Below are 17,683 nucleotides of genomic sequence, written 5' to 3'. Positions count from 1 at the left end.
GGACGGGGACCGCTTCTTCGCCCGGGCGACGGCCGAGCTGGCCCGCCTGGTCGGGCTCGCGCCGTCCTGACTAGAGCCGGGCGAGGGGGGGCGCGGGGGGGGGGCGGGGGCGCGGCCCCCCCCGCGCCCCGGCTACCGGCGCCCGGAACAACGGGGCCCCGCCGCGCGCTAGAGTGTCGGGTGGCCGAAACGTCGATCCCGGTGCGCACCTGTGTGGGCTGCCGGAAGCGCGCTCCGGTCACCGACCTGCTGCGTGTCGTCCACCGGTCCGGGACCCTCGTGCCCGATCCGCGGAGGAGGCTCCCCGGCCGGGGAGCGTCGCTGCACCCCACCCCGGAGTGCCTGCACGCAGCGGAGCGACGCCGGGCCTTCTCCCGGGCGCTGCGCCTCCCCGGAGGCGGCGCCGCGGTGGAGGCCGGTCCGCTCCGGGCCCACGTCCTCGGCGCCGCGGCGCCGCCCGACCCGGGCCCGGGACGGGCGACAGCGAACGAACGACAGACCGCACTTCCCCAGACGGACCGGCACCCGGCCGGTCCGCACGTCGAGAGCAGGACGTCGTCGGATGAGTCAGCCGTGAAGTCCCCACGATGACAAGCCAGACCATGCACCACTGACGACGAGGTCGCGCGGGCGAGCCGCCGGCCTCACCAGAGGAGATCCGTGCCAGGCAAAGCCCGCGTCCACGAACTCGCCAAGGAGTTCGGGGTCGACAGCAAGACCGTGCTCGCCAAGCTCAAGGAGCAGGGCGAGTTCGTGAAGTCCGCCTCCTCCACCGTCGAGGCCCCCGTGGCCCGGCGGCTGCGGGAGGCCCTCGGCGCCGCGTCCGGCGGCGGCAACGGGGGCAACGGTGGCGCCGCCACCGCCGCCCGTCCGGCCGCCCCGCGCCCGTCCGCGCCGCAGCCCGCCGCGCCGCAGGCGCCCGCCGCACCGGCGCCCGCGCCGTCGGCCGGCCCGACCCCGGGGGTCCGCCCGGGCGCGCCGCGCCCCGGCATGCCCACCCCCGGCCCGCGCCCGGCCGCGCCCCAGGCGCCGGCCGCGAGCGCGCCGGTGCAGCAGCCCCCGGCGCAGCAGCCTGCGGCCCCCGAGGGCCCGCGTCCGGCGGCTCCCGGCGCCCCGCGCCCCGGTGCCCCGGCGTCGCGCCCGGCCGGTGGGCCCGTCCCCGGCCCGGCCCGGCCGGCCGCCCCGCGGCCGGCGGCTCCCGGCGCTCCCCGTCCCGGCGGTCCCGCCGCCGCGCCGGGTGCTCCGGGCGCCGGCCCGCGTCCGGGTCCGCGTCCGGCGCCCCGGCCGGGCAACAACCCCTTCAGCAGCGCCCCGCGTCCGGGGCCGGCTGCCGCTGGCCCGCGTCCGGGCCCGGCCGCCGGTGGCCCCCGTCCCGGCCCCGGTGCCGGCGGTCCGCGTCCCCCGGCGGGTGCACCCCGTCCCGGTGGTCCGCGTCCGGGCCCCGGTGCCGGTGGCCCGCGCCCCGCGGCCGGTCCGGGCGGGCCCCGTCCCAACCCGGGCATGATGCCGCCGCGCCCCTCGCCGGGCATGATGCCGCCGCGTCCCGGCGGTGCCGGCCGTCCCGGTGGCGGTCCCGGCGGTCCCGGTGGCCGTGGCCGTCCGGGTGCTCCCGGCGGTGGCGGCGGTTTCCGTCCCGGTGGCGGTGCCCCCGGTGGCGGCGGCGGTGGCGCGCCGGCCGGCGGGTTCCGTGGCGGCGGTGGCCGCGGCCGTGGCCGCGGTGGCTCCGGTGCGGGCACCGCGGGTGCCTTCGGCCGTCCGGGCGGGCGCGGTCCCGTCCGCGGGCGCAAGAGCAAGAAGCAGCGGCGCCAGGAGTTCGACCAGATGGCGGCGCCCAGCATGGGCGGCGTCAGCCTGCCCCGTGGCAACGGCCAGACCGTCCGGCTGCCGCGCGGCGCCTCGCTGACCGACCTGGCCGAGCGCATCGGCGCCCAGCCTGCGGCGCTGGTGACCGCCCTGTTCCACCTGGGCGAGATGGTCACCGCGACGCAGTCGGTGAACGAGGACACCCTGCAGCTGCTCGGTGCCGAGATCGGCTGGGACATCCAGGTCGTCTCGCCGGAGGACGAGGACCGCGAGCTCCTCGAGACCTTCGACCTCACCTTCGGCGACGAGGGCGACGAGGCCGACTGGGTCGCGCGCCCGCCGGTGGTCACCGTCATGGGTCACGTCGACCACGGCAAGACCAAGCTGCTCGACGCCATCCGCAACACCAACGTGGTGGCGCGGGAGGCCGGCGGCATCACCCAGCACATCGGCGCCTACCAGGTCGCCTCCGAGCTGGAGGGCGAGGAGCGGCCGATCACCTTCATCGACACCCCGGGTCACGAGTCGTTCACCGCGATGCGTGCCCGCGGCGCGAAGGTGACCGACATCGTCGTCCTGGTGGTCGCCGCCGACGACGGCGTCATGCCGCAGACGGTCGAGGCGCTCAACCACGCCCAGGCCGCCGACGTGCCGATCGTGGTGGCGGTCAACAAGATCGACAAGGAGGGGGCCAACCCCGCCAAGATCCGCCAGCAGCTCACCGAGTACGGCCTGGTGGCCGAGGAGTACGGCGGCGACACGATGTTCGTCGACGTCTCCGCGACCACCCGGCAGGGCATCGACGACGTGCTCGCGGCGATCCTGCTGACCGCCGACGCCTCGCTGGACCTGCGCGCCAACGCCGAGCAGGACCCGCAGGGCGTGGTCATCGAGGGCAAGCTGGACAAGGGCCGGGGCCCGGTCGCCACGGTGCTGGTCCAGCGCGGCACGCTGCGCGTCGGCGACTCGATCGTGGCCGGCGACGCCTACGGCCGCGTCCGGTCGCTGCTCGACGAGTACGGCAACAAGCTGAAGGAGGCCTCGCCGGCCCGCCCCGTGCAGGTCGTCGGCCTCACCTCGGTGCCGCGTGCCGGTGACACCTTCCTCGTGGTGGAGGAGGACCGCGTCGCCCGGCAGATCGCCGACCGGCGGCAGGCCCGCATCCGCAACGCGCAGAACGCCTCCATGCGCAAGCGGATCAGCCTCGAGGACCTCGACGCCGCGCTCAAGGAGAACCGCCAGCTCAACCTGATCATCAAGGGCGACAACTCGGGCACCGTGGAGGCGCTCGAGGAGGCCCTGATGAAGATCGAGGTGAGCGACGACGTCTCGCTGCGGGTCATCCACCGCGGCGTCGGGTCGATCACCAAGAGCGACATCGACCTGGCGCTGGCCGACGACGTCATCGTCCTGGGCTTCAACGTCCGGGCCGAGGGCCAGGCCACCGAGCTCGCCAACCGCGAGGGCATCGACGTCCGCTACTACTCGGTCATCTACCAGGCGATCGAGGAGATCGAGGCGGCCCTCAAGGGCATGCTCAAGCCGGAGTACGAGGAGGTCGCGCTCGGCACGGCGGAGGTCCGCGAGGTCTTCCGGGTGCCGCGCATCGGCAACGTGGCGGGCTCCATCGTCCGCAGCGGCACGATCAACCGGAACTCGAAGGCCCGGCTGGTCCGCGACGGGGTCGTCGTCGCCGACAACCTCACCGTCGAGTCGCTGCGCCGCTTCAAGGACGACGTCACCGAGGTCCGCGAGGGCTACGAGTGCGGTATCGGCCTGGGATCGTTCAACGACATCAAGGTCGAGGACGTCATCGAGACGTTCGAGGTCCGCGAGAAGCCGCGCGCGTGAGCGCGAGGTGACGACGGGATCCTGCAGGAGGGCGCCCGGCCCTCCTGCAGGATCCCGCCGCGAGCGTCCGTCGGCCTCTCTGCAGGGTCCCGCCGTGAGCCTGCGAGCGGTGGGGGGCAGGGAGGTCCTTCCAGGGGGGCAGGAGGGTCCTTCGTGTTCACGGGGTCGCTGACCGCCGACCTGCTGCTGGGCGACGTCCACTCGCTCAAGGGCAAGCGCGCCGTCGTCCGGCCGATCGTGGCCGAGCTGCGGCGCCGCTTCGCCGTGGCCGCCGCGGAGGTGGGCGACCTCGACCTGCACCGCCGCGTGCAGGTCGGGGTCGCCACCGTCGCGGGCGACGCCGGTCAGGTGACCGACGTCCTCGACGCCTGCGAGCGGTTGCTGGCCGAGCGGCCGGAGGTGACGCTGCTGTCGACGCACCGGCAGCTGTTCTCCGCCACGGACTCGTAGGTCTGGAGCGACCTCCCCGCTCGCCCCCTGCCCGACCGGGCGCGCCCGACGCGCCCCCGACCACCGGAGTTCTCCATGGCCGACCCCGCCCGCGCCCGCAAGCTCGCGGTGCGCATCCGTCAGATCGTCTCGTCGGCCATCGAGTCGCAGATCAAGGACCCGCGGCTGGGCATGGTCACCGTGACCGACGCCCGGGTCACCAGCGACCTGCGCGAGGCCACGGTCTTCTACACCGTCTACGGCGACGCCACCCAGGCCGCCGACTCCGCCCGGGGGGGGGGGGGGGGGGGGGGGGGGGGCGGGGGCGCGGGGGGGGGGGGGGGGGGGGGGGGGGGGGGGGGGGGGGGGGGGGGGGGGGGGGGGGGGGGGGGGGGGGGGGGGGGGGGGGGGGGGGGGGCCGCGCCCGCGGGCGCGGGCCCGCAGACCCCGCCGACGCGCCGTACGATAGATACACCCCCCCCCCCCCCCCCCCCCCCCCCCCCCCCCCCCCCCCCCCCCCCCCCCCCCCCCCCCCCACCGGCGTGCTGCGCTCGACGGTCGGGAAGCAGACCGGCATCAAGTTCGTCCCGACGCTGACGTTCGTCTCCGACGTCGTCCCCGACACCGCCCGGGAGCTCGACGCGGCGCTCGAGCGGGTCCGGTCGGCCGACGCCGAGCTCGCCCGGCTGCGCGAGAACGCCACCTACGCCGGGGACGCCGACCCCTACCGGCACCCCGAGGACGACGAGGAGGCCCCGTCGGAGCCGGCCGCCGACGAGGAGTCCGACGACAGCGCGTCCGCGCGCCACAGGAGTGCCTCGTGAGCGAGAACGACCCCGATCCGCACCTGCCCGACGAGGGGCTGGGCCGCTCGGAGCTCGGCGGACGGGCCGAGCCCGACGCGGGTGACCCCACCGACGGCGGGCGGGAGGGGCAGATCGGCACCACGCCGAGCATCGCCGAGGACGAGCCCGACGACGGCGGTCCCGGGTACGGCATCGGTGGGGGGCGCGAGGTCGACGACACCGACTTCGCGCCGCCCAGCGACTCCGGCACCGGTGCCTGAGCCGGTGCCCGCGGCCCCGTCCCCCCGCACGCCGGGCACGGTCCTCGCCGCGGCCGCCGACGCGGGGGCGAGCGTCGTCCTCTCCGGGCACGTGCAGCCCGACGCCGACGCCCTCGGCAGCACGCTCGCGCTCGCCGAGGGCCTGCGCCGCCGCGGCGCGCGGGTGAGCGCCACGTTCCCCGGCCGGCCGGTGCTGCCGGCATCCCTGGGCTGGCTGCCCGGCGCCGAGGGACTGCTGCCCTCCACCGCGGTGCCCGGCGCTCCCGACGTCTTCGTCAGCCTCGACGCCGCCTCCCCGGCCCGGCTCGGGGAGCTGGCCGGGCTGCTCGAGCGGGCCGGGACCTCCGTGGTCGTCGACCACCACGCCAGCAACCCCGGCTTCGGCGACGTGCGGCTGGTCGACCCCGCCGCCCCGGCCACCGTCGTCCTGGTGGCCGGCCTGCTCGACGAGCTCGGCGTCGACCTCGACGCGGAGCTCGCGACGCCGCTCTACGCCGGACTGGCCGCCGACACCGGGTCGTTCCGCTTCGGCAGCACCCGGCCGGAGACGCACACCCTCGCCGCGCGGCTGCTGGCCACCGGCATCGACCACGCGACCATCAGCCGGCGACTGTTCGACACCGCCCCCTTCGGCTGGCTGCGGCTGCTCTCGGCGGTCACCGGCCGGGCGGTCCTCGAACCGCAGGTCGGCAGCGGCCTGGTCTGGACCTGGTCGAGCACCGCCGAGGCGGCCGAGCACGGCCTGCCCGGCGAGCAGCTCGAGGCGCTGGTCGACGTCGTCCGCGTGACCGCCGAGGCCGACGTCGCCTGCGTGCTCAAGGGCCAGGACGACGGCACCTGGTCGGTGTCCCTGCGCTCGCGCGGCGCCACCGACGTCGCCCGCATCGCGATCGCGCTGGGCGGCGGCGGGCACCGCGCGGCCGCCGGCTTCACCTCCTCGGCCGACCGCGACGCCACGGTGCGCACCATCCGGGACCGGCTCCTCGAGGGATGAGCTCCGCACCCCGCCGGTCTCCTCCCGATCCACTCCCGGCAGCGGACGGGGCTCCCGGCCCCGGCCCGCGGGCACGGCGGCCCCCGGGCGTGGTGGCGCTCGCGGCACCGGCCCTGGTCGTGCTGGCCGCCGAGCCGCTGTACCTGCTGGTCGACACGGCCGTCATCGGCAACCTGGGCACCGTGCCGCTGGGCGGGCTGGCCGTCGGCGGCGGGCTGCTGGCCTGGGCCGCCGCGCTGCTCAACTTCCTCGCCTACGGCACCACCGCCCGCGCCGCCCGCCGCGCCGGGGCCGGCGACCGGGCCGGCGCCGTCGCCGAGGGCGTGCAGGCCACTTGGCTGGCGCTGCTGCTCGGCGCCGGCGTCGTCCTGCTGTTCCAGCTGTTCGCCGGGCCGATGACCCGCGCGCTGGCCGGCGGACCCGGGGAGGTGGCCGCCGCGGGGGAGCAGTGGCTGCGCATCGCCGGCTGCGGCGCGCCGCTGCTGCTGGTGTCCCTGGCCGGCAACGGGTGGCTGCGCGGGGTGCAGGACCTGCGCCGGCCGGTGCGTTTCGTGCTGGCCGGGAGCCTGCTCAGCCTGGCGCTGTGCCCCCTGCTCGTGTACCCCGCCGGTCTCGGCCTGCCCGGGTCGGCGGTGGCCAACCTCGCCGGCCAGTCGCTGACGGCGGCCCTGTTCGTGCGGGCGCTGCTGCGCGAGGGCGCCGACTGGCGGCTGCGCCCGTCGGCCGTCCGCGCGCAACTGGTCCTGGGCCGCGACCTGCTGGTGCGCGCCACCGTGCTGCAGCTGGCCTTCCTCGTCGCGGCGGGCGTGGCGGCGCGCGCGGGGCAGGCGCAGCTGGGCGCCCACCAGATCGCGCTGCAGCTGTTCCTGTTCCTCGCGCTCGTCCTCGACGCCTACGCGATCGCCGCCCAGACGCTGGTCGGGCACGCGCTGGGCGCCGGCCGCCCCGACGAGGCCCGCGCCACAGCGCGGCGGGTGACCCTGTGGGGGCTGGGCACCGGCGTGCTCGTCGCGGTGCTGCTGCTGGCCGGCCGCGACCTGCTGGTGCCGCTGTTCACCGGCGACCCCGCGGTGCGCGCGCAGGCCGAGCTGGTCTGGTGGTTCCTCGCCGGGTTCCAGCCGCTGGCCGGGGTGGTGTTCGCCCTCGACGGCGTCCTCATGGGCGCCGGTGACGTCGGCTACCTGCGCACGGTGACCGTCGGCGCGGCGCTGGTCGGCTTCCTCCCGCTGTCGCTGCTGTCCGGCCCCCTCGGCTGGGGGCTGGCCGGTGTGTGGACCGGGCTGACCCTGTTCGTCGTCCTGCGGCTGGTCGCGGTGCTGGCCCGGGTGGCGGGGGACAGGTGGCTCACCGCACCTGCGACGGTGGGCGCATGAGCCGCCGCCGCGCCGCCGACGCCGACGTCGCCCCCGGGGTCCTGCTGGTCGACAAGGCCGCCGGGATGACCTCGCACGACGTCGTCGCCCGCGCCCGGCGGGTGCTCTCGGTCCGCCGGGTCGGCCACGCCGGCACCCTCGACCCGATGGCCACCGGGCTGCTCGTGCTCGGCGTCGGCGCCGCCACGCGCCTGCTGGGCCACCTCGGCAGCTCGGACAAGGTCTACGAGGCCACCATCCGGCTCGGGCAGACGACGGTCACCGACGACCGCGAGGGCGAGGTGCTCACCACCACCTCGGCCGCGCACCTCGACGACGGCGCCGTCCGCGCCGCGCTCGCCGCCCAGACCGGCCCGCTGTCGCAGGTGCCCTCGTCGGTGAGCGCGGTGAAGGTCGGCGGCCGCCGCTCCTACGACCGCGTGCGGGTCGGCGAGGAGGTCGTGCTGGAGCCGCGCTCGGTCACGGTGCACCGGATCGACGTGCACGCCCTCTCGCGGCCCACGCCCGACCTGGTCGACGTCGAGGTCGCCGTGGCCTGCACCGCGGGCACCTACGTGCGCGCCATCGCCCGTGACGCCGGCGCCGCCCTCGGCGTGGGCGGCCACCTCACCGCGCTGCGCCGCACCGCGTCGGGGCCGTTCACCACCGAGCGGGCCGCTCCGGTCGAGGAGGCGGCGGCCGCGCTGGCCGCCGGGGGCGGCCCGGGCGTGCTGGGGCTGACCGACGCCGCGACCGCCGTCTTCCCCGAGCGCCGGCTCACCGACGACGAGGCGCGGGCCCTCGGGTACGGGCAGCGGGTGCCCGCGACCGGCCGTCCGGGCCTGGTCGCTGCCGTCGACCCCGCGGGCCGGCTGGTCGCGCTGGTCGAGGACGCGGGCTCCACCGCCCGGGTCGCGGTCGGCTTCCCCGAGTGACGTGCTGGAACGGCTCCCGTGCAGGGGCCCGCGCCGAGCGTGCGAGGCGTGGGGGGCACGGGGGTCCTTCACCCGGCGGCCTTCCCGATCAGCGAGTCGTCGAGGTGGGCGAGCAGGTCCGCGGGGTCGTCGTAGACCTCGTCGGCGCCGGCCTCCAGCAGCTCGGCGCGCGAGATGCCGCCGCAGGTGAGCGCGATGCACGGCAGCCCGGCGTCCTGCGCGGACTGCACGTCCCAGACCGTGTCCCCCACGACCACGGTGCGGGACGCGTCCAGGCCGTGCGCCTCGACGGCGGTCAGCAGCAGGTCCGGCGCGGGCTTGGCCGACTCGACGTCGGCCGAGCAGGTCGTCCCGTCGACGACGTCCTCGCCGCCGATCGCCGGCACCATCCACTCCAGGTCCGACTCCTTGCCGCTGGTGGCCAGCACCACGGCCAGCCCCCGGTCCCGGCACGCGGCCAGGAGGTCGTCCACGCGCGGGAACGGGGTCACCAGCTCGCGCAGCGGCTCGTAGCGCCGGTTCTTGGCCTCCGACACCTCCTCGACGTCGGTCGCCTCGTCCCCGAGCAGGTGGACGACCAGCTCCTCGCTCGCGATGCCGATCGAGCGGTGGCAGTCGGCCATCGACACGTCGTCGTGCCCGGTGTCGCGGAAGCCCTGCCACCAGGCGAGGACCTGCAGGTAGTTGGTGTCGAGCAGGGTGCCGTCGACGTCGAAGAGCACGCCGGGCCGCTTGTCCTGTGTCACCGCGCCATCCTCGCCCGGTGGGCCGGTCCCCGCTCCGGTTAGCCGGGGCACGGCGAGGGGCAAGGGGAGCGCATGAGCGTCGTGAAGATCAACGCCATCACCGTTCCGCCGCACGCCCAGGAGCGGTTCGAGGAGCGCTTCCGTGGCCGCGGCGGTGCCGTCGAGAAGACCCCCGGCTTCGAGTGGTTCGAGCTGCTGCGCCCGCTCGAGGGCACCGACCAGTACCTCGTCTACACCCGGTGGGAGAGCGAGGAGGCCTACCGGGCCTGGGAGGGCGGCCAGGACTTCGCCCGGGCGCACCAGGGCGGCGGCGACGAGCTCGCCCCCGCGGCCAGCGACTCCCACCACCTGTGGTCCTACGAGGTCATCGAGAGCTCGGCGCCCGACCGGCCCTGATCCCCCGCGGCGGCGGTCGGCCCCCGGCCGCCGCCGGGCCCGGCGCTACTGTGAGCCCGGGGCCGGTCGTCCGCCGGCCCGGCTCCAGCACGAGCTCACGCAGGTGGGAGACATGACCGACACGCTCGCCGACAGCCGCACCTCCTCCCGGGTCTTCACCGAGGGCGTGCCGGTGACCGTGGAGGACGTGACCCGCCGCTCGGCCGCGGAGCGCGAGGCGGTGCTGGCCGACCCCGGCTTCGGGCGCCACTTCACCGACTCGATGTTCGTGGCCCAGTACACGGCCGGCCGCGGCTGGCACGACGCCCGGCTGGCCCCGTACGCGCCGCTGCAGGTCGACCCCGCCACCGCCGCCCTGCACTACGCCCAGTCGATCTTCGAGGGGCTCAAGGCCTACGCCCAGCCCGACGGCAGCGTGGCCACGTTCCGGCCCGAGGCCAACGCGGCCCGCTTCGCCCGCAGCGCCCGCCGGCTGGCCATGCCGCCGGTGCCCGAGGACGCCTTCATCAGCGCCGTCGACGCGCTGGTCGACGCCGACCGCGACTGGGTGCCCACCGGCGCGGACCAGACGCTCTACATCCGCCCCTACCAGCTGGCCACCGAGCCCTTCCTCGGCGTGCGGCCGGCCAACGAGTACCTCTTCCTCGTCATCGCCAGCCCGGCCGGGGCCTACTTCCCGCGCGGGGTGCACCCGGTGTCGGTGTACCTCTCGGAGGACTACATCCGCGCCGCGCCCGGCGGCACCGGCGACGTCAAGTGCGCCGGCAACTACGCCGCGAGCCTGCTGGCCCAGGAGCAGGCGATCGCCGCCGGCTGCGACCAGGTGGTCTGGCTCGACGCGGTCGAGAAGCGCTACGTCGAGGAGATGGGCGGGATGAACCTGTTCTTCGTCCTCGGCTCCGGCGACGACGCCGAGCTGGTCACCCCCGAGCTCACCGGCACGCTGCTGCCCGGCATCACCCGCGAGTCGCTCGTCTCGGTGGCCCGCGAGCGCGGCATGCGGGTCACCGAGCGCCGCTTCAGCGTCGACGAGTGGCGCTCCGGCGTCGCCGACGGCACGGTCACCGAGACCTTCGCCTGCGGCACCGCCGCCGTCATCACCCCCGTCGGCGAGGTCCGGGCGCGCACCGGCGACTTCACCGTCGGCGACGGCGCCCCCGGCCCGGTCACCACGTCGCTGCGCGCCCAGCTGCTCGACATCCAGCACGGCCGGGTGCCCGACACCCACGGCTGGCTGCACCGGGTCGCCTGAGCGACCCGGCTGGGAACGGGGGAGCGGGGCGCGTGCGGCGCTGGCGTGGGACCGCGGCCACCCCGGCCGACCTCGGCCGGACGGTGGTCACGGTGGGCATGTACGACGGCGTCCACCGCGGTCACCAGCAGCTCATCGGCACCGCCGTCGAGCGGGCGCGGGCGATGCGCCGGCCCTGCGTGCTGGTCACCTTCGACCCGCACCCGTCCGAGGTGGTCCGCCCCGGCTCGCACCCGGCGATCCTCACCTCTCTCGACCGCAAGGCCGAGCTGGTCGCCGGGCTGGGCGTCGACGGCATGTGCGTCATCCCGTTCACCCGGGAGTTCAGCCGGCTCACGCCCGAGGAGTTCACCCACGGTGCGCTCGTCGAGGACCTGCACGCGGCGGCGGTCGTCGTCGGCGAGAACTTCACCTACGGGCACCGGGCGGCCGGCACCGTCACGACGCTGACCCAGGAGGGCCGCCGCTTCGGCTTCGCCGTCGAGGGGATCCCGCTGGCCGGCGACGACTCGGCCGACGGCGCGGTCACCATCTCCTCCACCTACATCCGCGCCTGTGTCGCGGCCGGGGACATGGAGAGCGCGGCGCGGGCACTGGGCCGCCCGCACCGGGTCGACGGCGTCGTCGTCCGCGGTGACCGGCGCGGCCGGGAGCTGGGCTACCCGACGGCGAACGTGGAGAGCCCGCCGTTCACCGCGATCCCGGCCGACGGCGTCTACGCCGGCGCGCTGGTCACCCGCGACCCGTCGGGTGCCACCCGCGACAGCGCCCCGGCGGCGATCTCGGTCGGCACCAACCCGACCTTCCACGGCTCGCGGCGCACCGTCGAGGCGTTCGTGCTCGACTTCTCCGGCGACCTCTACGGCGAGCACGTCGGCGTCGAGTTCGTCTCGCGGCTGCGGCCGATGACCTCCTTCGCCGACGCCGGCGCCCTCGTCACGGCGATGGCCGACGACGTCGCGCGCACCCGCGCGGTGCTCGGGCTGCCCCCCGCCGGGTGATCACCGCCGGGGCCCCGTCGGCCCGCTGGTAACCTCGGGTGGTCGGGCACCGCCCGACGTGTGTGCGAGCTGCCCCCGTGACCCAGACCGGGGGCCACACGTGACCAGGCCCGGAGGCCCGCCCATGGCGCTCGACAGCGCGACGAAGCAGCAGATCATGACCGAGTACGCGACGGTCGAGAGGGACACGGGCTCGCCCGAGGTCCAGGTCGCGATGCTCACCCGCCGGATCAGCGACCTGACCGAGCACCTCAAGCAGCACAAGCACGACCACCACAGCCGGCGGGGCCTGCTCCTGCTGGTCGGCCGCCGCCGGCGGCTGCTGAACTACCTGGCGAAGACCGACATCACCCGCTACCGCTCGCTCATCGAGCGGCTCGGTCTGCGCCGCTGACCCAGAGGGGACCGTCCCGCCCGGGACGGTCCCCTCTCTCGTGGGGCACCCGCCCCGCGAGACCACGGCTCCCGCCGCGCGCACCCCGCCGCTGGTCGGTCCTCGGTGGTGGCCCCCGGGCATGCACCTCCCTCGCGGGGGGAACGACCCCGGGGGCTTCGATCGAAGACCGGTCACCCCGGAGCAGTCCGGCGCAGGACGCCACGAAGAGGACGTCGCCGCATGCGACGTAGGAAGAGGACGACGTGTCCGCACCCACCACAGCGACCAGCACCGCGGCCGAGTACGACCCCGAGGACGGGGTCACCACCGCCACCGCGGTCATCGACAACGGCAGCTACGGCAGCCGCAGCATCACCTTCGAGACCGGGCGGCTGGCCAAGCAGGCCGCCGGCTCGGTCGTCGTCAGCATGGGCGACACCATGCTGCTGTCGGCCACCACGGCCGGCAAGCACCCCAAGGAGCACTTCGACTTCTTCCCGCTGACGGTCGACGTCGAGGAGCGGATGTACGCCGCCGGGCGCATCCCCGGCTCGTTCTTCCGCCGCGAGGGCCGCCCCAGCGAGGACGCGATCCTCACCTGCCGCCTCATCGACCGGCCGCTGCGCCCGACCTTCGCCAAGGGTCTGCGCAACGAGGTCCAGGTCGTCATCACGGTCCTGGCCCTGGACCCGGCGCACCTCTACGACGTGCTGGCGATCAACGGGGCCTCGGCCTCCACCCAGCTGTCGGGCCTGCCGTTCTCCGGCCCGGTCGGCGGCACCCGAGTCGCGCTGGTGAACGGCCAGTGGATCGGCTTCCCCACCCACGCCGAGCTCGAGGACGCCGTCTTCGACATGGTCGTGGCCGGCCGCGTCCTGCCCGACGGCGACGTCGCGATCATGATGGTCGAGGCCGAGGCCACCGAGCGGACGATCCAGCTGGTCTCCGGCGGCGCCGCCGCGCCGACCGAGGAGGTCGTGGCGCAGGGTCTCGAGGCCGCCAAGCCCTTCATCAAGGCGCTGTGCGAGGCGCAGACCGCGCTGGCCGAGAAGGCCGCCAAGCCGGTCGCGGAGTTCCCCCGCTTCCTGGACTACCAGGACGACGTCTACGCCGCCGTCGAGGCCGCCGCGCTCGACCGCCTGACCCAGGTCCAGTCGATCGCCGGCAAGACCGAGCGCAACGACGCCACCGACGCGCTCAAGGACGAGGTCCTCGCCTCGCTGGCCGAGCAGTTCGCCGGCCGCGAGAAGGAGGTCTCGGCCGCCTTCCGCGCCGTCACCAAGAAGGTCGTCCGGCAGCGGATCCTGCGCGACAAGGTCCGCATCGACGGCCGCGGCGTCACCGACATCCGGCCGCTGTCGGCCGAGGTCGAGGTCGTCCCCCGGGTGCACGGCTCGGCGCTGTTCGAGCGCGGAGAGACCCAGATCCTGGGCGTCACCACGCTGAACATGCTCCGCATGGAGCAGCAGCTCGACACGCTCTCGCCCGAGACGCGCAAGCGCTACATGCACAACTACAACTTCCCGCCGTACTCCACCGGCGAGACCGGCCGCGTGGGCTCGCCCAAGCGGCGCGAGATCGGCCACGGCGCGCTCGCCGAGCGGGCGCTGCTGCCGGTGCTGCCCGACCGCGAGGAGTTCCCCTACGCGATCCGGCAGGTGTCCGAGGCGCTGGGCTCCAACGGCTCGACGTCGATGGGCTCGGTCTGCGCCTCCACCCTGTCGCTGCTCAACGCCGGTGTGCCGCTGCGCGCCCCGGTGGCCGGCATCGCCATGGGCCTGGTCTCCGACGAGGTCGACGGCAAGACCGAGTACGTCGCGCTGACCGACATCCTCGGCGCCGAGGACGCCTTCGGTGACATGGACTTCAAGGTCGCCGGCACCAAGGACTTCGTCACGGCGCTGCAGCTGGACACCAAGCTCGACGGCATCCCGTCCGACGTGCTCGCCCAGGCGCTGACCCAGGCCCGCGCCGCCCGGCTGCACATCCTCGACGTGATGAACGAGGCCATCGACGCCCCCGACGAGATGAGCCCCTACGCGCCGCGGGTGACCACGGTGCGCATCCCGGTCGACAAGATCGGTGCGGTCATCGGCCCGAAGGGCCAGATGATCAACTCGATCCAGGACGAGACCGGCGCCGAGATCACCATCGAAGACGACGGCACCATCTACGTCGGCGCCTCCGACGGCCCCTCGGCCCAGGCCGCGGTCGACCGGATCAACGCGATCGCCAACCCGCAGATGCCGAAGGTGGGGGAGCGCTTCCTCGGCACCGTGGTCAAGACGACGCCGTTCGGCGCCTTCGTCTCGCTGCTGCCGGGCAAGGACGGCCTGGTGCACATCAGCAAGCTCGGTGGCGGCAAGCGCATCGGCAAGGTCGAGGACGTCGTGAACGTCGGGGACAAGCTGCAGGTCGAGATCACCGACATCGACGCCCGCGGCAAGATCAGCCTGGTCCCGGTCGCCGCGGACGCCGAGGGCGCCGCCTCCGGCGACGGCGCTGCCGCCGGCGACGCGGCTCCCGCGGCCGACGCTCCCGCGGAGGCCTGACACGGCTGCCGACCTGAGCCCGACCGGGGCCGGGGTGGGGACGGGGTCTGCCGACCTCGCCTCCGTCCCGGCCCCGGTCGGTGTGACCAGCACCCTGGACGTCGACGAGGTCGGCGGCCGGGTCGAGCGCACCGTGCTGCCCGGCGGGCTCCGCGTGCTCACCGAGACGATGCCCGGCGTCCACTCGGCCACGCTCGGCATCTGGGTCGGGGTGGGCTCGCGCGACGAGACCGACCGCGTCGCCGGCGCCTCGCACTTCCTCGAGCACCTGCTGTTCAAGGGCACCCGCAGCCGCAGCGCCATGGAGATCGCGACGGCGATGGACGCCGTCGGCGGTGAGATGAACGCCTTCACCGCCAAGGAGCACACCTGCTACTACGCCAACGTGCTCGCCAGCGACCTGCCGCTGGCGGTGACGCTGGTCGGTGACCTGGTGACCGAGGCGCTCAACACCGTCGAGGACCTCGAGTCGGAGCGGACGGTGGTGCTCGAGGAGATCGCCATGCGCGACGACGAGCCCTCCGACCTCGTGCACGACCTGTTCGCCGAGACGCTGTTCGGCGACACCGCCCTGGGCCGCTCGGTCCTCGGCACGGTCGACTCCATCGAGGGCCTCACGCGCGACGACGTCGACGGCTGGTACCGCTCGCGCTACGCGATCCCCTCGATGGTGGTCACGGCCGCCGGCCGGGTGGACCACCAGCAGGTCCTCGACCTGGTGACGGCGGTCTTCGGGGACCGGCTGTCCGGCTCGGTGCTGCCGGCGCCGCTGCGGCGGGGCGAGGAGCTGCGGCCGGCCCGGCCCGCCCGGCCCTCCGGCCTGGTGGCCCGCCGCACCGAGCAGACCCACCTGCTCTACGGCGGCCTGGGCCTGAGCCGCTTCGACGAGCGCCGGTACGCCGCGGCGGTCCTGGAGACGGCGGTCGGCGGCGGCATGAGCTCCCGGCTGTTCCAGGAGATCCGCGAGAAGCGCGGCCTGGTCTACAGCGTGGGCTCCGCGCTGACCTCCTACGCGGGCACCGGCACGTTCTCCGTCTACGCCGGCTGCGCCAAGAAGCGGGTCCCCGAGGTGCTCCGCCTGGTCCGCGAGGAGCTGGCGCGGGTGGCGGCGGACGGGCTGACTCCCGAGGAGGTCGCCCGCGGCCAGGGACAGATGCGCGGGGGGACGGTCCTGGGCCTCGAGGACACCGGGTCGCGGATGAGCCGGCTGGGCAAGAGCGAGCTGTCGCACGGGGAGTACGTGCCGGTGCGCGAGGTGCTCGACCGGATCGCCGCCGTCGACGAGGACCAGGTCCGGGCGGTCGCCGTCGACCTGCTCGGCCGCGAGACCTGCCTGGCCGTCGTCGGTCCCTACCGCGAGTCCGACCTCGACCGGCTCTGACACCCGTGGACGTCCGATCCCGCCACCCCGCGCTCCGCGTGCACGGCGCGCTCTCCCGCGGTGTCCTCGCGGTGACGGTGCTCGTCTCGCTCGCAGTCCTCTTCGCCCCCGGCTCCGACGTCCCCTCGGCCCCGCCCGGCGCCGACAAGCTGGTGCACGCGGTGCTCTTCCTGGCGCTGGCCCTCGCCGGCCGGTGGGCGGGGATCCGCGCCCTCCCGCTCGCGGTCCTGCTCGTCGTCTACGGCGGGGTCAGCGAGGTGGTGCAGGCGCTGTCGGACCTGCAGCGCTCGGGATCGGTCACCGACTGGCTGGCCGACGTCGCCGGTGCCGCCCTCGGACTGCTGGCCTGGACGCGCGTGGAGCGGGTGGTCCCCGCCCGCTGAGGTCGGGGGCCGTGGTTGCGCCGGACCGGGAGCCCGGGAGACTGGCCCGGTGACCACCGGCACCCCTTCCTCCGACCAGCAGGCCACCGGCGGGACGGCGGCCGAGCCACCGCGCATCCCGGTCGGCGTGCTGGGCGCGCGGGGCCGGATGGGCACCGAGGTGGTCAAGGCGGTCAACGCCGCCGACGACCTGGAGCTGGTGGCGATGGTCGACGAGGGCGACTGGCTCTTCAACGTCGCCGACGCCGGCGCGCAGGTGGTCGTGGACTTCACCCGCCCGGACGTCGTCATGGACAACATCCGGTTCTGCATCGACCAGGACATCTCCTGTGTCGTGGGCACGACCGGCTTCGACGAGCAGCGCCTGGCCACCGTGGCCGAGTGGCTCGAGCCCAAGCCCGACGTCGGTGTCGTGATCGCCCCCAACTTCGGCATCGGGGCGATCCTGCTCATGCGCTTCGCGCAGGAGGCTGCGCGCTTCTACCCCTCGACGGAGATCGTCGAGCTGCACCACCCCAACAAGGTCGACGCCCCCTCGGGCACGGCTGTCCGCACCGCCGGGCTGGTGGCCGCCGCCCGCCGCGCCGCCGGCCTGCCGCCGTCCCCGGACGCGACCACCGACTCGCTGCCCGGTGCCCGCGGTGCCGACGTCGACGGGATCGCCGTCCACGCGGTCCGGCTCACCGGCCTGGTCGCCCACCAGGAGGTCCTCATGGGGGCCGCCGGCGAGACGCTGACCCTGCGGCACGACTCCTACGACCGGTCCTCCTTCATGCCCGGCGTGCTCCTGGCGGTCAGAGAGGTCGGCGGCCGCCCCGGTCTGACCGTCGGCCTGGAGTCCTTCCTCGGACTCTGAGCGGGCCGCGGGGTGTGACGGAGACCCCGTGTGCACGGCCCCCCGGACTCGTGTACTGTCTTCTTCGCGCCGGACGGAGCCCGCGAGGGCCACGGAGACCACCCCCAGGGTGCAGAGCTCCGGAGGACGGCGTAGAGTCGGACAAGCCGCGATCGACGAAGCCCGGAAGGGTGGAGTTGGTGTGCGTCCGTTCCTTGAGAACTCAACAGCGTGCCGAAAGTCAGTGCCAAGTAACAAACCCCCGTGGCCTGGTCGGTTGTCCGGTCGGGTCGTGGGTTCCTTTGGTTGATGACATCGAGATCTGTCAGGT

Annotated in this window: 18 protein-coding genes and 1 pseudogene; 18 read left to right on the top strand and 1 reads right to left on the bottom strand. The window is 75.3% G+C overall.

Going from position 1 to position 17,683, the window contains the following annotated elements; all coding sequences use genetic code 11:
- Positions 1–180 precede the first annotated feature (180 nt).
- The 10 genes and pseudogenes from ACI79O_RS23440 (at position 181) to truB (ending at position 8,430) form a co-directional block, all read left to right on the top strand.
- Positions 181–591: a YlxR family protein gene (locus tag ACI79O_RS23440; RefSeq protein WP_456891356.1), complete on the top strand. Its 411-nt coding sequence runs from the start codon at positions 181–183 to the stop codon at positions 589–591.
- 69 nt (positions 592–660) lie between these two features.
- Positions 661–804 (top strand): annotated as a pseudogene (locus ACI79O_RS23435) (translation initiation factor IF-2 N-terminal domain-containing protein); the annotation flags it as partial.
- Between the two features lie 1,017 nt (positions 805–1,821).
- Complete coding sequence (gene infB / locus ACI79O_RS23430) at positions 1,822–3,654, top strand: translation initiation factor IF-2 (protein WP_456877689.1); 1,833 nt, start codon at positions 1,822–1,824, stop codon at positions 3,652–3,654.
- A 153-nt stretch (positions 3,655–3,807) separates the two neighbouring features.
- A complete protein-coding gene (locus tag ACI79O_RS23425) occupies positions 3,808–4,104 on the top strand; it encodes a DUF503 domain-containing protein (protein WP_456877670.1) in 297 nt (98 codons plus the stop codon).
- A 75-nt stretch (positions 4,105–4,179) separates the two neighbouring features.
- On the top strand, positions 4,180–4,680 hold the full coding sequence (locus ACI79O_RS23420; protein WP_456915332.1) for a ribosome-binding factor A: 501 nt from the start codon (positions 4,180–4,182) through the stop codon (positions 4,678–4,680).
- A complete protein-coding gene (locus tag ACI79O_RS23415) occupies positions 4,626–4,907 on the top strand; it encodes a hypothetical protein (RefSeq protein ID WP_456877903.1) in 282 nt (93 codons plus the stop codon). Before ACI79O_RS23420 ends, ACI79O_RS23415 begins: the two co-directional genes overlap by 55 nt.
- On the top strand, positions 4,904–5,149 hold the full coding sequence (locus ACI79O_RS23410; RefSeq protein ID WP_456887678.1) for a hypothetical protein: 246 nt from the start codon (positions 4,904–4,906) through the stop codon (positions 5,147–5,149). The genes ACI79O_RS23415 and ACI79O_RS23410 overlap by 4 nt, the downstream gene beginning before the upstream one ends.
- A gap of 4 nt (positions 5,150–5,153) precedes the next feature.
- A complete protein-coding gene (locus tag ACI79O_RS23405; RefSeq protein WP_456915331.1) occupies positions 5,154–6,143 on the top strand; it encodes a DHH family phosphoesterase in 990 nt (329 codons plus the stop codon).
- A gap of 89 nt (positions 6,144–6,232) precedes the next feature.
- On the top strand, positions 6,233–7,516 hold the full coding sequence (locus tag ACI79O_RS23400) for an MATE family efflux transporter (protein ID WP_456887673.1): 1,284 nt from the start codon (positions 6,233–6,235) through the stop codon (positions 7,514–7,516).
- A complete protein-coding gene (gene truB / locus ACI79O_RS23395) occupies positions 7,513–8,430 on the top strand; it encodes a tRNA pseudouridine(55) synthase TruB (protein ID WP_456915330.1) in 918 nt (305 codons plus the stop codon). Before ACI79O_RS23400 ends, truB begins: the two co-directional genes overlap by 4 nt.
- A gap of 68 nt (positions 8,431–8,498) precedes the next feature.
- Here the strand turns inward: truB and ACI79O_RS23390 are convergent, their stop codons facing one another.
- Entirely contained in the window at positions 8,499–9,176 is a 678-nt protein-coding gene (locus ACI79O_RS23390; protein ID WP_456887669.1) for an HAD family hydrolase, read from the bottom strand.
- Positions 9,177–9,248: 72 nt separating this feature from the next.
- Between ACI79O_RS23390 and ACI79O_RS23385 the strand changes: the two genes are divergently transcribed.
- The 8 genes from ACI79O_RS23385 to dapB all read left to right on the top strand — a co-directional run bounded on the left by ACI79O_RS23385 (position 9,249) and on the right by dapB (position 17,373).
- Positions 9,249–9,572: an antibiotic biosynthesis monooxygenase family protein gene (locus tag ACI79O_RS23385; RefSeq protein WP_456887664.1), complete on the top strand. Its 324-nt coding sequence runs from the start codon at positions 9,249–9,251 to the stop codon at positions 9,570–9,572.
- A 112-nt stretch (positions 9,573–9,684) separates the two neighbouring features.
- Positions 9,685–10,824, top strand: coding sequence for a branched-chain amino acid aminotransferase (locus ACI79O_RS23380; RefSeq protein ID WP_456887661.1), 1,140 nt, complete (start codon positions 9,685–9,687; stop codon positions 10,822–10,824).
- 32 nt (positions 10,825–10,856) lie between these two features.
- Positions 10,857–11,825 carry a bifunctional riboflavin kinase/FAD synthetase gene (locus ACI79O_RS23375; RefSeq protein WP_456877895.1) on the top strand — a complete coding sequence of 323 codons (969 nt, stop codon included), beginning with the start codon at positions 10,857–10,859 and terminating at the stop codon, positions 11,823–11,825.
- A 124-nt stretch (positions 11,826–11,949) separates the two neighbouring features.
- Positions 11,950–12,219, top strand: coding sequence for a 30S ribosomal protein S15 (gene rpsO, locus ACI79O_RS23370; protein ID WP_456877894.1), 270 nt, complete (start codon positions 11,950–11,952; stop codon positions 12,217–12,219).
- A 245-nt stretch (positions 12,220–12,464) separates the two neighbouring features.
- Entirely contained in the window at positions 12,465–14,753 is a 2,289-nt protein-coding gene (locus ACI79O_RS23365) for a polyribonucleotide nucleotidyltransferase (protein ID WP_456887657.1), read from the top strand.
- An 82-nt stretch (positions 14,754–14,835) separates the two neighbouring features.
- Positions 14,836–16,134: a M16 family metallopeptidase gene (locus ACI79O_RS23360; RefSeq protein WP_456887655.1), complete on the top strand. Its 1,299-nt coding sequence runs from the start codon at positions 14,836–14,838 to the stop codon at positions 16,132–16,134.
- 5 nt (positions 16,135–16,139) lie between these two features.
- Positions 16,140–16,517: a VanZ family protein gene (locus tag ACI79O_RS23355; protein ID WP_456887653.1), complete on the top strand. Its 378-nt coding sequence runs from the start codon at positions 16,140–16,142 to the stop codon at positions 16,515–16,517.
- Between the two features lie 49 nt (positions 16,518–16,566).
- Positions 16,567–17,373 (top strand): 4-hydroxy-tetrahydrodipicolinate reductase, encoded by an 807-nt coding sequence (gene dapB, locus ACI79O_RS23350; protein ID WP_456887651.1) that lies wholly within the window; start codon positions 16,567–16,569, stop codon positions 17,371–17,373.
- Positions 17,374–17,683 lie beyond the last annotated feature (310 nt).

Source organism: Geodermatophilus sp. SYSU D00696 (assembly GCF_054050235.1).
The sequence above is the reverse complement of the archived record's forward strand: the minus strand, read 5'-3'. Positions and strand labels throughout refer to the sequence as shown.

Excerpts from the sequence above, each read along its gene's own strand:
- infB (WP_456877689.1), top strand. The coding sequence starts at position 1,822 with ATGGCGGCGCCCAGCATGGGCGGCGTCAGCCTGCCCCGTGGCAACGGC.
- ACI79O_RS23420 (WP_456915332.1), top strand. The coding sequence starts at position 4,180 with ATGGCCGACCCCGCCCGCGCCCGCAAGCTCGCGGTGCGCATCCGTCAG.
- truB (WP_456915330.1), top strand. The coding sequence starts at position 7,513 with ATGAGCCGCCGCCGCGCCGCCGACGCCGACGTCGCCCCCGGGGTCCTG.
- ACI79O_RS23385 (WP_456887664.1), top strand. The coding sequence starts at position 9,249 with ATGAGCGTCGTGAAGATCAACGCCATCACCGTTCCGCCGCACGCCCAG.
- ACI79O_RS23380 (WP_456887661.1), top strand. The coding sequence starts at position 9,685 with ATGACCGACACGCTCGCCGACAGCCGCACCTCCTCCCGGGTCTTCACC.
- rpsO (WP_456877894.1), top strand. The coding sequence starts at position 11,950 with ATGGCGCTCGACAGCGCGACGAAGCAGCAGATCATGACCGAGTACGCG.